The sequence below is a fragment of the Streptomyces barringtoniae genome (genome assembly GCF_020819595.1).
Classification (GTDB): domain Bacteria; phylum Actinomycetota; class Actinomycetes; order Streptomycetales; family Streptomycetaceae; genus Streptomyces; species Streptomyces barringtoniae.
Window position 1 is genome coordinate 422,844 of the sequence record NZ_JAJHNP010000003.1, and the last position, 18,887, is coordinate 441,730.

Here is an 18,887-nt window from a genome sequence, read left to right on the forward strand (position 1 = left end):
TGCCCCGCGGGGCAAGGAAGGAGCGTGTCTTCCATGGCGCCGGAGAGCCGCGACGAGGTGGCGCAGGACGAGGTTCGGCAGCGGGTCGACTCCCTCTACGACCAGGCCGAGAACGCGACCGGGAACTACAACGCGACCCGGGCCATGGCCTCGGTGACGCGCTCTCGGGGCGTCCCGCTGGCCAAGCGCTCGGGGCGGCGACCGGATCCCGCTCTCGACGCGATCGCCCGGCAGTGGTTCGACGGGGCACGCGCCAAGCTCGGCCCGACCGTCCCCGCGGCGCTGCCCGCCGACCGGATGCCCGACCGCCCGGCAGCGTCTCCTGGCCGTGCCTGGGGCCGGATGGGCGGCGGCCTTCCGGGCGGCGCGCCGGACGCCCTGGGCGTGGGCCCGTCCGCTCGACGGCCCGCCCTGGAGCGTGCCATCGAACGTACGGTGGCCGAGCTGACAGCCGGCCGGGCGACGGACCCGGAGAGTCTTGCCCTGGCCGCACGCGAAAGCGGACGCGCCGCATTGCCCGGACCACGCCGTCCCGAACTGCCGAGCGCCGGCGCGGAGTTGCCGGCGCTCGACGGAACAGGTGCGCCCGGCGCGGGCGCGGCGAGCCTGGCACTCCCCGGCGCAGCAGCCCTGGTGGGTCCGGATACGGGGGAAATACCGGCCGGCCTCGATCCGGTGGGACCGACCGGCCTGGGACCGGTGGAACCGAGCGGCCTCGGACCGGTGGAACCGGCCGGTCCCGGTGCTGTGCCACCCGCCGGCCCCGGTCCCGTCGAGACCGCCGTCCTCCCGGTGACCGTGCTGTCCACCGCGCAGGACACCCCGGTCCAGGAACCGTGGACACTGCCCGGCCCCACCGCGCCGGGACGCCCCTCCCCCGCCGCGTCCAAGTCGAACAACCAGCGCAAACTGGCCGCGGCGAGCGATGTGATCACCCGGTACACCGCCCGACTCACCACGGCCGCCGCGGCCGCTCAAGCCGCGCCCATGACGGCGACACCACCGCAAACCGTTGCGGCCGCGCCGTCGGGGTCCCTTACGGGCATCCCGCCGGAATCCCTTACGGCCATGGCGCAGGCGTCGGTTACGGCCACGCCACCCCCGCCTACGACGGCCGCACCAGCCGCGCCGGTCACCACCGCACCACCCATGCCGGTCACGGCCGTGCCACCCATGCCGGTCACGACCGCACCACCCATGCCGATGACAGCCGCACCCGCAGCTCCCGCATCCTCGGCTCCCGTCACCCCCGCACCCCCCGCCCCCGCCACAGCCGTACCGCCCGCGCCACCCGTGCAGCCTCCCTCCCCGGACCCCGCGGCCACCCAGTGGCAGCAGCCGTACGGGGCGCCACCCGGTGCGACGGCCACCGCGATGCCGGCCTGGGACACCTCGCCCACCACCCCGGCCCCCGTGACCGACACCGCTGCCCTCGCCGCCGGCCCTGAGTCGCCCCGTGCCGTGCGGGCCGCCAAGGCCATCACCTTCGCGCGGGCGCAGATCGGGAAGCCGTGTGTGTGGGGTGCGACCGGGCCGGACTCGTACGACTGCTCCAGCCTCATCCAGGCCGCCTGGAAGGCCGCCGGCGTTCAGTTGCCGCGGGCCGCGTACGAGCAGGCCCTCGCCGGTGCGCCGGTCACCCTCGCCGGGGCCGAGCCCGGCGACCTGGTCCTCTTCTTCGACGACGACCGGCACGTGGGCCTCCATGTCGGCGGCGGCATGATGGTGCACGCGCCGGGCCCGGGCTCGTCCATACGCGAGGAGTCGATCTACGGCGCCGGGGAGTCGGCGATCCACCGGATCGTCCGGCCCGCCTGAGCGGTCGGCGGACCGGGCCGAGCGGCACGACCGGGACGACCCGGACCGGGATCAGCCGCGGCGCCGGTGTGCGCGCCGGCTCTCGTAGTGGTCGAGCAGGGTCTCCTCCAACGGGCGGTAGGTCAGGCCCAGTTCGTGGATGCTGCGGCTGTTGTCGACGCGGAAGCGGATGCCGAGGTGCCTGCGGATGTAGTCCTGGGTGAGGCCGAAGGCGGGGCCCAGGATGCGGACCGGCCAGTGCGGGAGCCTGGTGCGCGGGAGCCGGAGGTCGCGGGGGTGGTGGGCGAGGAGGATGCGGGCCATCTCGTGGAAGGACGTCATGGTCTCGGCGGCCACGATGTACCGCCCTTTCGCCGCCGGGTTCTCGGCGGCGGCGATGTGCGCGTCGGCGACGTCCCGGACGTCCGCCGTGGTGAAGCTGAAGTCCGGTGCGCCGTACCAGAAGGAGCCCTGGAACAGCTCGTCCAGCAGGAAGAGGCTGCCGGAGTCGGACGCGGGCGTGAAGGAGGGCCCCAGGATCAGGCCCGGGTTGACCGACACCATGCGCCAGCGGTCCTGCGCCGCCTCGGCCTCCCACGCGGCACGTTCCGCCAGCGTCTTGGCGTAGTGGTAGGGGTTGTTCCCGGCGGTGCTGGTGGTGTGGAAGTACCGCTCGGAGAGGACCCGGCCGTCCATCGCGAGCACGTCGGCGTAGTCGCCGAAGATCGCTCCGACGGTGGACGTGAACACGAGCGTCCGCACGCCGGGGGTCCGCTCGATCGCCGCCAGTACGTTGCGGGTGCCCAGCAGCGCCGGTTCCACGACGTCCCGTCGGCCGTCCTTGATCTGCTCCGGCATCAGGAACGGTGAGGCCACATGGAAGACGACCGTGCAGTGGCGGAACGCCGCGTCGAAGGTGCCACTCTTGAGCAGGTCGGCCTCGTGGAGCTCCAGTCGACCGGGAAACGCCTCCTGCATCTGCCACAGCGGCCGGACCTTCGCCGCGTCGGACCTGTCGCGTACGGTGGCGTGGACCCGATGGCCCCGCCGCAGCAGGCGTCGTACCAGATGGCTGCCGACGAAGCCACTGCCGCCCGTCACCGCCACGGTCGTCCCCGCACGTCCGGCCACGCCCGCCCCCTTCCTCCCGTCAGGTTCCTCCCGTCCGAGGACAGGGTCGGGCACCGGCCGCTCAAGGGGAACACCCCGGACCATAAGACGACGCTGGGTAAGTCATAAGATCCACTTATGAGGTCATAGACCGGACCCTCGTACCAACTTAGGTCTGCCTTAGTTTAGGCTTCCTGATCAAGTCGCCCATTCAGCCGCGAAGGGAACCTGATCATGCCGCGCCCCCTGCGGGTAGCCATCGTCGGAGCCGGCCCCGCCGGGATCTACGCCGCCGACGCCCTGCTCAAGTCCGAGGTGGCCGCCGACCCCGGCGTCTCCATCGACCTCTTCGAGCGGATGCCCGCCCCGTTCGGCCTGATCCGGTACGGCGTCGCCCCCGACCACCCGCGCATCAAGGGCATCGTCACCGCCCTGCACCAGGTGCTCGACAAGCCGCAGATCCGGCTGTTCGGCAACGTCGACTACCCGACCGACATCAGCCTGGACGACCTGCGCGCCTTCTACGACGCGGTGATCTTCTCCACCGGCGCGACGGCCGACCGCGACCTGTCGATCCCCGGCATCGACCTGGACGGCTCCTACGGCGCCGCCGACTTCGTCTCCTGGTACGACGGCCACCCGGACGTCTCCCGCACCTGGCCGCTTCAGGCCGAGAAGGTCGCCGTCCTCGGCGTCGGCAACGTGGCCCTCGACGTGGCCCGCATCCTCGCCAAGACGGCGGACGAGCTGCTGCCGACCGAGATACCGCCGAACGTCTACGACGGTCTGAAGGCCAACAAGGCCGTGGAGATCCACGTCTTCGGCCGCCGCGGCCCCGCCCAGGCGAAGTTCAGCCCGATGGAGCTGCGCGAGCTGGACCACTCGCCGAACATCGAGGTCATCGTCGACCCCGAGGACATCGACTACGACGAGGGCTCGATCGAGACCCGCCGCGGCAACAAGCAGGCCGACATGGTCGCCAAGACCCTGGAGAACTGGGCGATCCGCGATGTCGGCGACCGCCCGCACAAGTTGTTCCTGCACTTCTTCGAGTCCCCCGCGGAGATCCTCGGCGAGGACGGCAGGGTCGTCGGCCTGCGCACCGAGCGCACGGCCCTCGACGGCACCGGAAACGTCAAGGGCACCGGCGAGTTCAAGGACTGGGACGTCACCGCGGTCTACCGCGCGGTCGGCTACCTCTCCGAGAAGCTGCCCAAGCTGCCCTGGGACATCGACTCGGGCACGATCCCGGACCAGGGCGGCCGGGTCATCGAGGACGGCGGCACCCCTCTGCAGTCCGCCTACGTCACCGGCTGGATCCGGCGCGGCCCCGTCGGCCTGATCGGCCACACCAAGGGCGACGCCAACGAGACCGTCGCCAACCTCCTGGACGACTACGCGAACGGCCGGCTGCACACCCCGGCCTCACCCGACCCGGAGGCGGTGGACGCCTTCCTCGCCGAGCGCGAGGTCCGCTTCACCACCTGGGAAGGCTGGTACAAGCTCGACGCCGCCGAACGCGCTCTGGGCGAGCCGCAGGGCCGTGAGCGAGTGAAGATCGTCGAGCGCGAGGACATGCTGCGGGAGAGCGGGGCGTAAGTCCAGGACACGAGGAGCGACGAGCGGGGCCGGCGCGGGTGCGCCGGCCCCTGTGCGCGCCCCGGAAAAACCCCGACTGCGGCCCGCTGAAACCCGGGTGAGGCCCCGGAAGGTCCCTGTTAGGGTCCTGCGGTGTTCTCCCTCCGTGAGCCCCTCTTCTTCACCCGTCTGCGCGAGGCCCGACGTGTACTCGTCGCCGGCGCCGGCGGCGGCTTCGACGTCTACGCCGGGCTTCCCCTGGCGCTCGCGCTGCGGTCGGCCGGCAGTGAGGTCCACCTGGCGAGCCTGTCCTTCGCCGACCTGTACGGCCTCGGACTCGACCACTGGGTGGCACCGGACGTCGCCGCCGTCCGCCCGGACACCCCGCTGCGCGGCGACTACTTCCCCGAGCGGTCGCTCGCCCAGTGGCTCCGGGCGCAAGGCCTGCCGGACACCGTGTACGCCTTTCCCCGCACCGGTGTCGAGCCGCTGCGCGCCGCCTACCGCGCGCTGGCCGGGCACCTGGGCGGGGTGGACGCGGTGGTGCTGGTGGACGGCGGGACGGACATCCTGATGCGGGGCGACGAGCACGGGCTGGGCACGCCCGAGGAGGACATGACCAGCCTGGCCGCCGTCGCGGGGCTCGACGAGGTTCCGCACCGGCTGGTGGCCTGCCTGGGTTTCGGGGTGGACGCCTATCACGGCGTCAACCACTCGCTGGTGCTGGAGAACCTGGCCGCGCTGGACCGCGCCGGCGGCTACCTGGGCGCGTTCTCACTGCCCAGGGAAAGCGCCGAGGGCGCCGCCTATCTCGACGCGGTCGCCCACGCCCAGCGCTGCCACACCGGTCACCCGAGCATCGTGAACGGGTCCGTCGCCGCCGCGGTGCGCGGCGACTTCGGCGATGTGCGGTTCACCGAACGCACCCGCAACAGCGAGCTGTTCGTCAACCCGCTGATGAGCCTGTACTTCTGCGTGGACCTGCCCGCCCTGGCCCGCGCCAACCTCTACCTCGACCGGCTGGCGGAGACCGTCCTGATGCGCCAGATCAGTACGGTCATCGCCGGCTTCCGCGAGGAGCTGCCCCGCCAGCGGCCGCCCCGGGCGTTCCCGCACTAGCCGGGCTACGGGGCAGCCCTCGGGGGAACTCCCTTCAGCTTCGGGCGAGTTCCCGCACTCCGACGACTCCGAGGAGCACGGTCAGCAGCGCCAGGGCCGCCGTCTGAGCGAGGCCGCCGGCGATGTACGCGGCGGCGCCGGGGGCGTGGAGCCACGGGTACACGGCTGCGACGCGCACCACCAGGAGCAGCAGACCGAGCGCGGCGAGGGCGAGCGCGCCGCCCGGTGCGCCGCTCGGCGCGCGGCGGGCGCTCCACAGCAGCCGGCCGAGGGCGGCGGCGAGGAAGCAGTTGGCGGGCCCCCACACCAGGTCGTCGGCGATGGGCACGAGCACCAGGGACGCGCCCGTCACCACGCACGCCGCCATGAAGACGAGACCGGGAGTGCCGGCGGGCAGCCGCGCCGGGGGTGCGTCGCGGTGGTGGGCGGCGCACAGCGCGAGGGCGGGCAGCCAGGCGAGCAGCGCCAGCGTCACGACGAACGCCGGCTCCGTGACGACCGTCGCCCCCGTCAGCGAGCGGACCAGCGGCCACAGGCTGGGCACCGCGGCGAGCAGGGCACCGGTCCGGGCGAGGCGACGGCGGTCGTGCAGGAGGGCGAAATAGGCGACGGTCCAGCCGAGCGGCAGGATCCACTGGGCGACGGCGACCGCCCCGGCGAGGAGCCCGTGGTCGGTGAAGTCGGCGAGGAAGAGCCGCCGTTCCGCGCCGCCCCGGGTGAGGAACCAGGTCAGCCGCAGAACCGGCTCGACGACCGCGGAGGCCGCCAGGAGCAGGACGGCGGCCAGCGCGAAGAGCCGTGCGCCCGAGCCGAGCAGGACATAGCGCCGGGGCGCCCCGGCGGCACCGAGGCGGCTGCGCACCGCCAGGGCGGCGATGCTCGTCACCTCGCCGAGCGTGGGCCTGCTCTGGTCCTGGGTGTCGCGGTCGAGGTCCTCCAGGTACGTCTCGACCATCTCCTCCTCCCGTTCCCGTCGGTAGTAGGCGGGGAGCAGGCGCAGGACGGTGCGGTACCGGGTCTCCAGCAGCGTGGTCATGCGAGGCCTCCCGCGAGTCCGGGTGCGGTGGGGGGTTCGAGCCCGGCCGGGCGGGCGGCGGGGCGGGCGGGGGCGCCGGCGCGGCGGCCCTCGGCGATGCGCCGTTTGGCCGCCCCGGCACCGGCGGCCATCCGCTCGGCCTCCGCGTCCAGGGCGGCCACTCCGTCGTCGGTGAGCCGGTAGTAGCGCCGCAGCCGGCCCTGCTGGACCTCTTCGCGGTCCAGCACGATCAGGCCGTCCGCGGTGAGCCGGTCCAGCACGCCGTACAGCGTGCCGACCCGCAGCTGCACCTCTCCGTCGGACAGTTCCGCCACCTCCCGCAGGATGCCGTAGCCGTGCCGGGGCTGGTCGGCGAGCGCGGTGAGGACGAAGAACGCCGCCCGGGTCATGCTCTTCGCTGTCATGCGGCCAGGATATATCGGCTGCCGATATATATCGAGCAGTTGCCGATCGCCGCGAGAACGGGGCCCGCCCCTGAGCGGATGGGCGGGCGGACCCCGTTCGCCGGACCATTGTGGGGACCGTACCGGGACGCGACCACGTGTGAACGACGGCCGCCCGACGCGCGCCCCGCGCGCCCCGGGTGCGCGGCGCGCGCGTCCCGCGCACGTGGGCGCGCCACCGCCGCCACACGCCGCCACCCGGCCCCTGACGATGTGGGCCCCGCCGAGCGGTGATACTGGGAGGCGCATCCGCCCCCATCAGCAGATTGGCTCATGTCGAACTCCAGCACCGACCGCGCCACCGTCCCGCAGACCCTCTGGGCGGCCCGTGGCCGCCACACCGGTCCCGCCCCCGAGGAGGTCGTCCGCCGCACCCTGAGCCGCCACAAGGAGAGCGGTGACATCGACGACTTCACCGAACCCCCCGTGCCCGAGGACTCGGCCCGGCACGTGTTCGAAGCGCGCTGGCGGGTCGCCGGCACGGTGACCGTGCGGGCCCGGCTCACCCTCGTCGCGCAGGACGGCCGGCGGCCGGGCCGGGAATGGCGGCTCGTCGCGGAGGCGGAGCGCCCGTGGGACGAGGCATGGCCCTCGCCGGCGACGCTGTTCTGGCCCGAGGGCGCGGCGGGAGAGGACGGCTCCTGGGACCACCACGCCACGGTGACCGGGCTGCGTCTCCGGCAGGTCAACGCGCTGCCCGCGGACGACAAGGAGATGCGGCGCAGGCTGCGCGAGGCGGCGCGCGAGGCGTGGTGCCTCAATGTCGTCGTGCACGAGGCGATGACCCCGGACGAGCAGGGCAGGCTGCCGCTGACCCGGCTGCTGCCGCCGGGCCTCAGGCACCGGGTGGTGGAGCACCGGGCCGCGCCGCACCAGTTCCGTGCCGTCAACTGGGCGCTGAAGGACCTCGGTGTCGAGGTGCCGCGCGGCGGCGCGGTGCTGCTGCCCCCGGACCCCGCTCCGGAGGGCTACGACAGCCGCGAGCACACCGTCCGCAGCGTCTTCCTGGACGGCTCCGAACCCGCCGAACTCTTCGCTGCCCTGCGGCACTTCGCCGCCCTGCCCCGGCCGCTGCCCGGGGAGGGCGAGGAGGCGCTGACCGACCTGCGGGAGAACTGGACCCTGATGACCCTCCATGAGGAGCTGGAGCGGGAACGGCAGCGGGTCGCCCGGTACGCCGAGGCGCTGGAGGCGATGACCAAGTCCCGTGATCTGTACAAGGAGGCCGCCGAGCAGGCCCTGGAGGCCCTGGCCGCCTACCGTGACGTCCCGGTGCCCGGCCTTCCGCCGCAGCGGCCCGCGCCTCGGACGCCGGGTGCGCTGCAGCAGCTGACCCGGACGTTCGAGCGGCTGAGGTTCACCGCCAAGGGCCAGCGCCGGTCGGCGCCCGCCCCGCAGGAACCGGCGGCGGGCCCCGCGAACGGTGCACCGACGGCATCGGCGGCGGCCGGGCCCACTGCGGAGAACGGCGGCGCGGAGGCCGCCGACGGCACGGACCGGACGCCGTAGACGTCCTGCCGGAACCCGGAGGGAGGCCGGATGGATGCCACCACCCTGGTGGTGACCGGCGCCGTCGTCGCGGCGGCGCTGCTCGCCGTCGCCGTCGGTGTGCTGGTACGGCTGGTGCGCGCCCGGCGCGCGCTGCGGCGGGCCGGGCTGCCGACGGGCCCGCGCTGGGTGTTCTGGGGCGCGGTCGCCTATCTGCTGCTGCCCACCGACCTGCTGCCCGACCCCGTCTACCTGGACGACATCGCCGTCCTGCTGCTCGCCCTGCGCAGCCTGCGCGCCGCCCGGCCGCTGCCGCCCGGCCCGGACGGGCCCTGAACGGCCGGTGCGTGCCCGACCATGGGGTGATGCAGACCGAGTTCACCGGTATACCCGGTACGCCGAAGGCCCCGGACGTGGCCGTGGTCGTCGATGTCATGCGGGCGTTCACCGTGGCGGCCTGGGCGTTCCGGCGCGGTGCCGAGCGGATCGTCTTCGCCGGTACGCAGCGCGAGGCCCTGGAGCTGAAGGCCCGTCACCCGGGCTGGCTCGCCTTCCAGGACGGCGAGCCGGTGCCGGGGTTCGACCTGGCCAACTCGCCCGCGCGGCTGCGTTCGCTGGACGTGCGGGGCCGTACGGTCGTGCAGAAGACCACCGCCGGGACGGCCGGGGCGCTGGCCGTGGCGGACGCCGGGCTGCTGCTGTGCGCGAGCTTCGTGGTGGCCGGTGCGACCGCCGAGGTGCTGCGCCGGGCCCGGCCGGAGACGGTGACCTTCGTCGTCACCGGGGACGGCGGCCGGGCCGAGGAGGACCTCGCCTGTGCCGAGTACATCGCGGACCGCGTCCGGTCGGCCGGCGCGGACCCCGCCCCCTACCTCGAACGGGCCCGGCGCTCCGACGCCGCCGAACGGCTCGCCGACGGCGTGCGGCGCGGCTGGACCGGTGTCCATCCCGAGGACGTGGCGATGTGCCTGGAGGCGGACACCTTCCCGTTCGCCATGGCGGCCACCCGGGTGGACGGTCATCTGGTGCTGCGTCCGCTGGACGCCGGGAGCCCGGAACCCCGCCCTGCGTGCCGTCCGGGACCGGCAGGACCGGTCGGCTGAGCCGGGCCGCGCCGGGGCGGCCGGCGTTGCCCCCGGCCGGGGTGCCGTCGGCCGAGGGCCGGTGCTCGGCGGCGGCGCGGATCGCCGCGCAGTCGCTGTCGCCGCCCCCGGGGCGGCCCGATCGGCCGGGCTCGCACACGGCCGCGGCATCACGCGCCGGAGCACCGCACTGCCCGCGCCGTCCCCGGTAACTCTCCCTGTTTCCGGTTTCCCGCCCCTCCCAGGTGCGTCGCACGGTCTTCCTGACGCATTCTTGCTGTGTCATCCACCCGAAGGCGCACGGGACGAGGTAGGGGCGATGACTGTGAGCGGTGGCGAGCAGCCGGTCCGTACGCGGACCCGGCTGGCCGCGCTGCTGGCCGAGACCTCGACCGGCGCGCTCGGTGCGGCCGGCGGCCGGGTGGCGGCCGTGTATCTGCGCTCCGGCACCCCGGGCCTGCTGCGCCTCGCGGCGCTCGCGGGGCTGCCCGGCCCGCTGTTCCGGCCCTGGTGGCGAGTGCACGTCGACCGGCCCTTCCCCGTCGCCGACGCCTACCGCCTCGGCGTACCCGTGATGCTGGCGAACGCCGCCGAGACGGTGCGCCGGTATCCGCAGTTCGCGGCGAGCCTGCCCTTCCCGTTCGGATCGGTGCACGTGCCGGTGCCGGGCGGCAGCGAGCCGCTGGGCGTGCTCATGGTGCTGCGCCCGGCGACGGCGGACACCGCGGACGAGCTGCTGGACAGGGACCTGCTCGACAGGCTCGCCGAAGGCCTGGGCGCCGAACTGCTCGGGCTCGCCGACGGCGACCCGCGCGCCGTGGTCTGGGACGGTGAGCCGCTGTGCGTACGGCCGCCCGTGCGCCGGCCCGCGCAGCCCGTCGTGGCGCGGTTCCGCTGGGATCCCGTGACCCGCGCGGTGTACGCGGACGACCGGCTGCACGCCCTTCTCGGCCTCCCCCTCGACGACTGCGGGGGAACGGACACGGCGCTCGCGGACGCGCTGGCCCCGGACGACGCGCACCTGGTCCTGGCCGCGTTGCACGCCGCCGCGGCCGGAAAACCACCCGCCGCGCCGCTGAGGCTGCTGGCGCGGGACGGCACGCCGCGCCTGCTGGACCTGTGGCCGGCCGCCGAGGGCGGGGCCGCTGAGCAGGTCGGCGGGGTGGTGGTCGCTCCGGGGCCCGCCTCCTGGGCGGACGGCGCGGCCGACCTGCTGCCGCAGGGCGTGTTCTGCCTGGACCGGCTGGGTCTGATCGTGTACGTCAACGAGGCCGCGGCCCGGCTCGTCGGCCGGGACCGGGAGTGGCTGCTCGGCCGCCCGCTGTGGGAGGGGATGCCGTGGCTGGCCGGTGCGCCGTACGACGACCATCTGCGCGGTGCGCACCTGTCCCCCGGTCCGGTGCACTTCCATGTGCGCCGGCCGGCCGGGAGACCTGGCGAGCCCGGTGCCGGCGAGTGGCTCGCCGTGTCGGTGCACTGCGGCGAGGACCTGCTGAGCTGCACGCTCGTCCCGGCCAGCCGCATGGACCCACCGGTCGGGCCGGCCGTCGAGGCGCAGGTCCCGGAGGACACGGTGGCGGCCGGCGGCTCGATGGCGCCGTTGTACCGGCCGATCACCCTGGCCATCGCGCTGACGGACGCCGTGACCGCCCGTCAGGTGTCGGCCGTGGTCGTGCGGGAGCTGCTGCCCGCGTTCGGCGGCGGGTGCCTCGCCATCTATCTGCTCCAGGAACGGCATTTCTATCTCGCCTGGGAGACCGGCTTCCCGCAGGGGTTCCTCGACCCGTTCGAGGGGATCGGCCTCGACGCACGGCTGCCGGGCGTGGAGTGCCTGACCACGGGCCGGCCGCTGTTCTTCGAGTCGATGCAGCAGTTGGCGGCCGCCTATCCGGGCATCCCGCTGGACGCGCCCGAGGGCGCCCGGGCCTTCCTGCCGCTGATCGCCTCCGGCCGGCCGGTCGGCTCGTGCATCCTCGGCTTCGACCGCACCCGCAGCTTCAGCACCGAGGAGCGCACGGTCCTCACCGCGCTCGCCGGGCTGATCGCACACGCCATGGAACGGGCCCAGCGCTACGACAGCGAGGCGGCCCTCGCCCGCGGCCTGCAGCAGGCGCTGCTGCCCCGCCGGCTGTCGGCCCACCCACAGGTGGAGACGGCGGGCCGGTATCTGCCGGGCACGCAGGGCATGGACGTGGGCGGTGACTGGTACGACGTGGTCGAGGCGGGCGACGGGCTCGCCCTGGTGATCGGGGATGTACAGGGGCACGGGGTGCAGGCGGCGGCCACCATGGGGCAGCTGCGCAGTGCGGTGCGCGCGTTCGCGCTGGGCGACCGGCCGCCGGACGAGGTGCTGAGGGGCACCAACCACCTGCTGATCGACCTCGACCCCGGTCAGTTCGCCAGCTGCTGCTATCTGCGGCTGGACCCCGCCACCGGCCGCGCCCGGATCGCCCGCGCGGGACATCCGCCGCCGCTGCTGCGCTCCCCCGACGGCCGGACCCGGCTGCTGGACGTCCCCGGCGGTGTCGTCCTCGGGGTGGATCCGCGGGCCCCGTACCCGGTGGCCGAGCTGCTGCTGGAGCCGGACGCGATCTTCGCCTTCTACACGGACGGTCTGGTGGAGCGGCCGGGCGCGGACATCGACGACGGCATCGAGGCGCTGCGGCTGGCGCTGGCCAGGGCGGGGGCCGCCGCCGGGCGCCGGGGCGGACGGTCGCTGGCCGGGGTCGCCGACCGGCTCACGGCCACCGCCCGGCACGCCGCGGACCGCCCCGACGACGTGGCGCTGCTGCTCGCCGCCCGCCGTTCGACCCCCGTTCGCCACCGGTGAGCGAAGCGGGCCACTCCGATCGGCTGCGGTCACCTCGGGTGACAGTCTCGCCGGACGGCGCCGGGCAGTGTAGACATGGGCACATGGTGCGACTGTCCGGCCGGAGCGCGACTCGGCCGCCCCGTCCTTCCGCGTCCCCGCGCGCCTCGGAGGGCCCCCAGCCGCAGGGCTCGGGCGGGAACGGCGGCGCGCCCGGGGCGCTGCGGTCGGCGGTGACCGGGCGCAGTGTCGCCGGACAGGTGTTCGTGCTCCAAGTGGTGATCGTGCTGCTGCTGATCGTCGCTGCGGTGGTGGCGCAGGTGCTCCAGGTGCGGCGCGACACCGACGTGGAGGCACAGAACCGTTCCCTCTCCGTCGCCCAGTCGTTCGCGAACGCGCCGGGCACGGCGGCCGCGCTGCGTTCCGCGCACCCGACGGCCATCCTCCAGCCGAGGGCCGAGGCCACGCGCAAGGCGACCGGCGTGGACTTCGTCGTCGTGATGAACACCGACGGCATCCGCTACACGCACCCCAAACCCGACCGTATCGGCAAGAAGTTCGTCGGCACCATCGCCCCGGCGGTGGCCGGCGGCACGGTCGTCGAGCACGTCAACGGCACCATAGGGCCACTGGTGCAGGTCGTGGTGCCGGTGAAGGACGTCTCCGGCAAGGTGGTGGGCCTGGTGTCGGCCGGGATCACCACCGCGCACGTGGGCGGGGCCGCCAACCAGCAGCTGCCCCTCCTGCTCGCGGCGGCAGCGGCGGCGCTCGCGCTGGCCACCGCGGGAACGGCCCTGGTGAGCAGACGGCTGCTGCGCCAGACCCACGGCCTGGGCCCGTACGAGATGACGCGGATGTACGAGCACCACGACGCGGTGCTGCACGCGGTCCGGGAGGGCGTGCTGATCGTCGGCGGCGGCGGCCGGCTGCTGCTCGCCAACGACGAGGCGCACCGGCTGCTGGACCTGCCCGAGGACGCCGAGCGGCGCAGCGTGCTGGAGCTGGGCCTGGACAAGGAGACGGCCGGGCTGCTGGCCTCGGGCCGGGTGGCCACGGACGAGGTGCACCTGGTCAAGGACCGGCTGCTGGCCATCAACCAGCGCCCCACCGACGTCCGCGGCGGCCCGGCCGGCAGTGTCACCACGCTGCGCGACTCCACCGAGCTGCGCGCGCTGTCCGGCCGGGCCGAGGTGGCGCGTGAGCGGCTGAACATGCTGTACGACGCCGGGGTGGGCATCGGCACCAGCCTGGACGTGAGCCGTACCGCAGAGGAGCTGGCCGAGCTGGCGGTGCCCCGGTTCGCGGACTTCGCGACGGTCGACCTGTTCGACGCGGTCCTGCACGGCGAGGAGCCGAGGCCGGGCACGGCGCTGCGCCGCGCCGCCTGCGCAGGCATCCGCAAGAACGCACCCCTGTACCCGGTCGGTGAGCGGATCCGGTTCGTGGCCACCTCGCCGCAGGCGCGCAGCCTGACCACGGGGCAGTCGGTCCTGGAGCCCGTCCTGCGCGAAGCGCCCGGCTGGCGCGCGCAGAACCCGGAGCGCACCGGCCAGGTCCTGGCGTACGGCATCCACTCGCTGATCACCGTGCCGCTCCGAGCGGGCAGCCTGGTGCTGGGCGTGGCGAACTTCTGGCGTTCGGAGAAGCCGCAGCCGTTCGACTCCGAGGAACTGGCGCTCGCCGAGGAGCTGGTGGCGCGGGCGGCGGTGTCCATCGACAACGCCCGCCGGTACACGCGCGAGCACAGCATGGCGGTGACGCTCCAGCGCAGTCTGCTGCCGCGTTCGCTGCCGGAGCAGGGCGCGCTGGACATCGCCTACCGCTATCTGCCGGCGCAGTCCGGGGTGGGCGGCGACTGGTTCGACGTGCTGCCGCTGTCCGGTGCCAGGGTGGCGCTGGTGGTGGGGGACGTGGTGGGGCACGGGCTGCACGCGGCGGCCACCATGGGCCGGCTGCGCACGGCGGTGCACAACTTCTCCGCGTTGGATCTGCCGCCCGACGAACTCCTCAGTCTGCTGGACGAGTTGGTGGGCCGGATCGACCAGGATGAGACCGCCGCGGACGGCTCCGCGGCGATCGCCGGGGCGACCTGTCTGTACGCGGTGTACGACCCGGTGTCGCGGCGCTGCAGCGTGGCCCGGGCCGGTCATCCGCCGCCCGCGTTGGTGGACCCCGACGGCCGGGTGGAGTTCCCGGAGGTGCCGGCCGGGCCGCCGCTGGGTCTGGGCGGGCTGCCGTTCGAGACGGCCGAGCTGGAGCTGGCGGAGGGCAGCCGGCTGGCGCTGTACACGGACGGTCTCGTGGAGGACCGGGAACGGGACATCGACGTCGGTCTCGCCCTGCTGAGCGACGCGCTGCGCGACACGCCGGGCGGCTCGCCGGAGGAGACCTGCCGTGCGGTGCTGGACCGGCTGCCGGCCCGGCCGAACGACGACGTGGCGCTGATCGTCGCCCGGACCCGGGTGCTGGGCCCCGACCGGGTCGCCGAGTGGCAGGTGCCGTCCGACCCGGCGGCGGTCTCCGAGGTGCGGTCCGCGGTGACCCGGAAGCTCACCGACTGGGCCCTGGAGGACCTGGACTTCGCGACGGAGCTGATCCTGAGTGAGCTGGTCACCAACGCCATCCGCTACGGACGCGGCCCGATCGGGGTACGGCTGCTGCGCGACCGCACACTGATCTGCGAGGTGTCCGACCGCAGCACGACCTCGCCGCATCTGCGGTACGCGGCGACCACCGACGAGGGCGGCCGGGGTCTGTTCCTCGTCGCGCAGCTCGCCGAGCGCTGGGGCACCCGGTACACCCACAACGGCAAGATCATCTGGGCGGAGCAGCCGCTTCCGTAGTCCTCTGCGGGCATTGCGCGGGAATTGTGTTGAGAACACGTCATCGGGCGGGTGATGATCTCCGGCATGTTCTCGCGCAGAAGTCGCCGCCCGAAGTCCCCCGAGCTCCTCGAGGCCTGGGGGTGCCTGGATTCCGGGGATGTGCCCGGTGCGCTGCGGCAGTTGCGGGCGGCCGGCGAGACCCAGCCGCTCTCGGAGGTGGCCCTGGTGGTGCGGCGGGCCGCCGCCGCGGCGGGCTTCGACGACCTCACGCAGGCCGCCACGGCCCTGGCCGCCGACCCCGAACGCGCCAAGGTCCTCTACGACTTCGGGTACGCCTGCATCGAACGAGGCGTGTCCTACCTGGCGGTTCCCGCGCTCCGCGAGGCGCTGCGGCGCAGCGACGGTTCACTGCTCGCGCTGCGGGAGCTGGTGTCGGCGTACGAGGACGAGGGCCGGCATCGCGAGGCCGTAACCGAACTCGCCCGGCACGAAGGGTCGTTCAAGGACTGGCCGGACCGCTATCTGCTGGTGTTCAACGCCGTCCTGGCGGGCGACCTGGAACTGGCCCGGCGCCAGCACGCGCTGCTGTCCGACCCCGAGGACGCGCAGTGGCAGCCGGCGCGGGACCGGCAGAACCGGGTACTGGAGCGGGCGGCCGACGCCGAGCGGGTGTCCTCGCTCGACCTGACCGATCTGCGCGGCTGGCAGTACGTGATCGCCGGCACGGTCCTCGGCACCCTGTCGCCGTACGGCTTCGGCGCGGGCATGCACGGCCGCTACGCCTGGCTGCAGGACACTCCCGGCGGCTGTCTGCGCGGGCTGCTGCGGCTGCGCGCCCTGCTGGAGGCCGCCGAGCTGCGGCCCGGCTCGGTGTCGCTGCTGCCCGACCGGGACTCGCGGATCCTCGGCCTCGCCGCGGCCGAGGTGCTGGACCTGCCCGCCGAGCCGTTCGTGCCCGGCCGCACGGACACGGTCGTCGTCGCCTACGACCTCGACGGCCTGGCGGCGCACGACGGCGGCCCGGAGATCGTCGGGCAGCTCTTCGAGCGCGTGCCCGGGCAGGTGCTGCACGCACACGCGTGCTGCTGGACGGACCCGCCCGCGATCACCGCGGACAGCGTGGGGCTGCTGCACCAGTCGGTGGTGCCGCCCTGGGGCGAGCGACTGCGCCAGGGCGCGGACGGCAGTATCGGACGGGACCCGGCGGACGACCGCCCGGAGGCGGAGATCGCCGCCGAGGTGACCGCAGCCGACCCGGCCGCCGATCCGGGGGACGGCGAGGGCCCGGGGGACGACGACACCCGGTTCGCCGCGTTCGCCGGTGCCGTGCAGGGCACCTGGCTGCGCGGCGACCGGGCGCGCGTACGCTCCGCCGGGCCCGTCCCGAGTTCCCGGTTCGCCTGAGCGGAGGAGGCGATCAGGCGCTCAGCCGATCGCGCAGCAGCTGCTTGCCCATCTCGGCGCCCTTGCGGCTGTCGGACTGAGCCTTGTGGAACAGGTCCATGAGCTCGCGGTCGTTGTCGCGTTCGGCGTCCTGGATGTACGTCTCCAGGCGCAGGGCGTTGTCCAGGCACGCCTCGACGTACCAGATGAGGTCGTAGTTCTTGTCGCGGGTACCGGTGATGCCACCTGTCTCACTGGAGCTGGTCATACGGGGTCTCCTCCTTCTGTCGCCCCTGCGTCGTTCTCCTTTCGGAGACTCCCGGGTACCCGTACGACCTGGGGACACACCGCCCCGGTGGTCAGCCGAGGGCGCGGTCGAGGTTGAACGCGGCGCTGATCAGGGACAGGTGTGTGAACGCCTGCGGGAAGTTCCCCTGTTGCTCCCCGGTACGGCCGATCTCCTCCGCGTACAGGCCGAGGTGGTTGGCGTAGGTGAGCATCTTCTCGAAGGCCAGCCGGGCCTCGTCGAGCCGGCCGGCCCGCACCAGCGCCTCGACGTACCAGAAGGAGCAGATGGAGAAGGTGCCCTCGTCGCCGCGCAGTCCGTCGGGGCTGGCCTGCGGGTCGTAGCGGTAGACGAGGGAGTCGGAGACCAGGTCCTCGGTGAGGGCGTCCAGGGTGGACAGCCACTTGGGGTCGGTGGGCGCGATGAACTTGGCGAGCGGCATCATCAGCAGCGAGGCGTCCAGCACGTCGCCGCCCTCGTGCTGCACGAAGGCGCACCGGCGCTCGGACCAGCTGCGGTCCATGATCCGCCGGTAGATCGTGTCGCGGGCCTGCCGCCAGCGGGGCAGGTCGGCGGGCAGGCCGCGGTGGTTGGCGAGACGGATGGCCCGCTCGATGGCCACCCAGCACATCAGCCGCGAGTACGTGAAGTTCTTGCGGCCGCCGCGGGTCTCCCACACGCCCTCGTCGGGCTGGTCCCAGTGCGCGCACACCCAGTCGACCAGCTTGCACACGTCGTCCCACTGGCAGCTGGAGATCGGCTGCGCCCATTTGTCGTAGAGGTAGATGGAGTCGATCAGGGCCCCGTATATGTCCAGCTGGAGCTGGTCCGCGGCGGCGTTGCCGACCCGGACCGGGGCGGAGCCCAGATGGCCCTCCAGGTGCGGCAGCTCGCGCTCGGGCAGGTCGGGGCGGCCGTCGATGCCGTACATGATCTGCAGGGGCGGCGCGGAACCGCCGGTGTCGCAGGGGCTGACGTGCGTGGTCAGGAAGCGCATGAACGCCTCCGCCTCCCCGGCGAAGCCGAGCCGCAGCAGCGCGTACACGGCGAAGGCGGCGTCCCGCACCCACACGTACCGGTAGTCCCAGTTGCGCTCGCCGCCGAGCTGCTCGGGCAGGCTGGTCGTGGGGGCGGCGACGATGGCGCCGGTGGGCGCGTAGCAGAGCAGCTTCAGGGTCAGTGCGGAGCGGTGCACCATCTCGCGCCAGCGGCCCCGGTAGCGGGACTGGTGCAGCCAGCGCCGCCAGTAGGCGACCGTGGCGTTGAACTGGTGCTCGGCCTCGGCGTGGGCGCAGCCGCGGGGGATCACCTCGTCGCCGACCTGGTCGAGGGCGAACACCGCCGACTCGCCCTCGCCGAGCTTGAAGTCGGCGCGCGCATCCCGGTCGTCGCACTCCAGGTCGACCGTGGAGATCAGCGCCAGGGACCGCTCCGCGGACTCGAAGACGACGGTGCCGCCCATGGTGCTCAGGGTGTGCGGGGCCGCGCCGTAGTCGAACCGGGGGGCCACCAGCACCCGGAAGGGGACGGTGCCGCGGACGCAGACCACGCGCCGGATCAGCCGGTGCCGGCCCGCCTCGCCCGCGCCGGCCGCGCTGTCGGAGGTGACCGGCATGAAGTCCTGCACCTCGCCGACGCCGTCGTCGGTGAAGAACCGGGTGATCAGTACGTTGGTGTCGGGGAAGTAGAACTGCTTGGCGCGCGCGGGTACGGCGGCGGCCAGCTCGAAACGGCCGCCGCGCTCGGCGTCGAGGAGGGCCGCGAAGACACTGGGGGCGTCGAAGGACGGCGTGCAGTACCAGTCGATCGTGCCGTTCGTGCCGACCAGGGCCACGCTGCGCAGGTCGCCGATGAGTCCGTGCTCGGCGATGGGCAGATAGCGCGGGCGGGGGTGGACGTCCTCGGGAAACGGGGTCTCGGCCATCTGCGGC

14 protein-coding genes are annotated in these 18,887 nt (G+C 73.9%); 9 read left to right on the plus strand and 5 right to left on the minus strand.

Annotated elements, in window-relative coordinates; all coding sequences use genetic code 11:
* The first annotated feature begins 33 nt into the window (after positions 1-33).
* A complete protein-coding gene (locus LMU33_RS41915; RefSeq protein ID WP_372477886.1) occupies positions 34-1,818 on the plus strand; it encodes a C40 family peptidase in 1,785 nt (594 codons plus the stop codon).
* A 51-nt stretch (positions 1,819-1,869) separates the two neighbouring features.
* Here LMU33_RS41915 and LMU33_RS06755 read toward each other — a convergent pair whose 3' ends face one another.
* A complete protein-coding gene (locus tag LMU33_RS06755; protein WP_228618221.1) occupies positions 1,870-2,928 on the minus strand; it encodes an NAD-dependent epimerase/dehydratase family protein in 1,059 nt (352 codons plus the stop codon).
* 213 nt (positions 2,929-3,141) lie between these two features.
* On the opposite strand from LMU33_RS06755, the gene LMU33_RS06760 reads away from it, so the two are divergent.
* Together LMU33_RS06760 and LMU33_RS06765 are read left to right on the plus strand one after the other, a co-directional pair.
* A complete protein-coding gene (locus LMU33_RS06760) occupies positions 3,142-4,506 on the plus strand; it encodes an FAD-dependent oxidoreductase (protein WP_228618223.1) in 1,365 nt (454 codons plus the stop codon).
* A 132-nt stretch (positions 4,507-4,638) separates the two neighbouring features.
* Positions 4,639-5,604, plus strand: a complete 966-nt coding sequence (locus LMU33_RS06765) for a DUF1152 domain-containing protein (protein ID WP_228618225.1) — start codon at positions 4,639-4,641, stop codon at positions 5,602-5,604.
* 34 nt (positions 5,605-5,638) lie between these two features.
* Here the strand turns inward: LMU33_RS06765 and LMU33_RS06770 are convergent, their stop codons facing one another.
* Complete coding sequence (locus tag LMU33_RS06770; RefSeq protein ID WP_228618227.1) at positions 5,639-6,640, minus strand: hypothetical protein; 1,002 nt, start codon at positions 6,638-6,640, stop codon at positions 5,639-5,641.
* Positions 6,637-7,029, minus strand: a complete 393-nt coding sequence (locus LMU33_RS06775) for a PadR family transcriptional regulator (RefSeq protein WP_228618375.1) — start codon at positions 7,027-7,029, stop codon at positions 6,637-6,639. The genes LMU33_RS06770 and LMU33_RS06775 overlap by 4 nt, the downstream gene beginning before the upstream one ends.
* A gap of 327 nt (positions 7,030-7,356) precedes the next feature.
* Here LMU33_RS06775 and LMU33_RS06780 point away from each other — a divergent pair, with 327 nt between their 5' ends.
* The 6 genes from LMU33_RS06780 to LMU33_RS06805 all read left to right on the plus strand — a co-directional run bounded on the left by LMU33_RS06780 (position 7,357) and on the right by LMU33_RS06805 (position 16,691).
* Positions 7,357-8,592, plus strand: coding sequence for a hypothetical protein (locus tag LMU33_RS06780; protein WP_228618229.1), 1,236 nt, complete (start codon positions 7,357-7,359; stop codon positions 8,590-8,592).
* A 30-nt stretch (positions 8,593-8,622) separates the two neighbouring features.
* Entirely contained in the window at positions 8,623-8,907 is a 285-nt protein-coding gene (locus LMU33_RS06785; RefSeq protein WP_228618231.1) for a DUF1232 domain-containing protein, read from the plus strand.
* 29 nt (positions 8,908-8,936) lie between these two features.
* Complete coding sequence (locus tag LMU33_RS06790) at positions 8,937-9,674, plus strand: 2-phosphosulfolactate phosphatase (RefSeq protein ID WP_228618233.1); 738 nt, start codon at positions 8,937-8,939, stop codon at positions 9,672-9,674.
* 298 nt (positions 9,675-9,972) lie between these two features.
* Positions 9,973-12,483, plus strand: a complete 2,511-nt coding sequence (locus LMU33_RS06795; protein WP_228618235.1) for a SpoIIE family protein phosphatase — start codon at positions 9,973-9,975, stop codon at positions 12,481-12,483.
* Between the two features lie 83 nt (positions 12,484-12,566).
* The gene (locus LMU33_RS06800) at positions 12,567-15,305 is read left to right on the plus strand and encodes a SpoIIE family protein phosphatase (RefSeq protein ID WP_228618237.1); all 2,739 of its coding nucleotides are present in this window, start codon (positions 12,567-12,569) and stop codon (positions 15,303-15,305) included.
* Positions 15,306-15,371: 66 nt separating this feature from the next.
* A complete protein-coding gene (locus LMU33_RS06805) occupies positions 15,372-16,691 on the plus strand; it encodes a tetratricopeptide repeat protein (protein ID WP_228618239.1) in 1,320 nt (439 codons plus the stop codon).
* 13 nt (positions 16,692-16,704) lie between these two features.
* Here LMU33_RS06805 and LMU33_RS06810 read toward each other — a convergent pair whose 3' ends face one another.
* Positions 16,705-16,938 carry a hypothetical protein gene (locus LMU33_RS06810; protein WP_228618240.1) on the minus strand — a complete coding sequence of 78 codons (234 nt, stop codon included), beginning with the start codon at positions 16,936-16,938 and terminating at the stop codon, positions 16,705-16,707.
* 91 nt (positions 16,939-17,029) lie between these two features.
* Positions 17,030-18,880: a glycoside hydrolase family 15 protein gene (locus LMU33_RS06815; protein WP_228618242.1), complete on the minus strand. Its 1,851-nt coding sequence runs from the start codon at positions 18,878-18,880 to the stop codon at positions 17,030-17,032.
* Positions 18,881-18,887 lie beyond the last annotated feature (7 nt).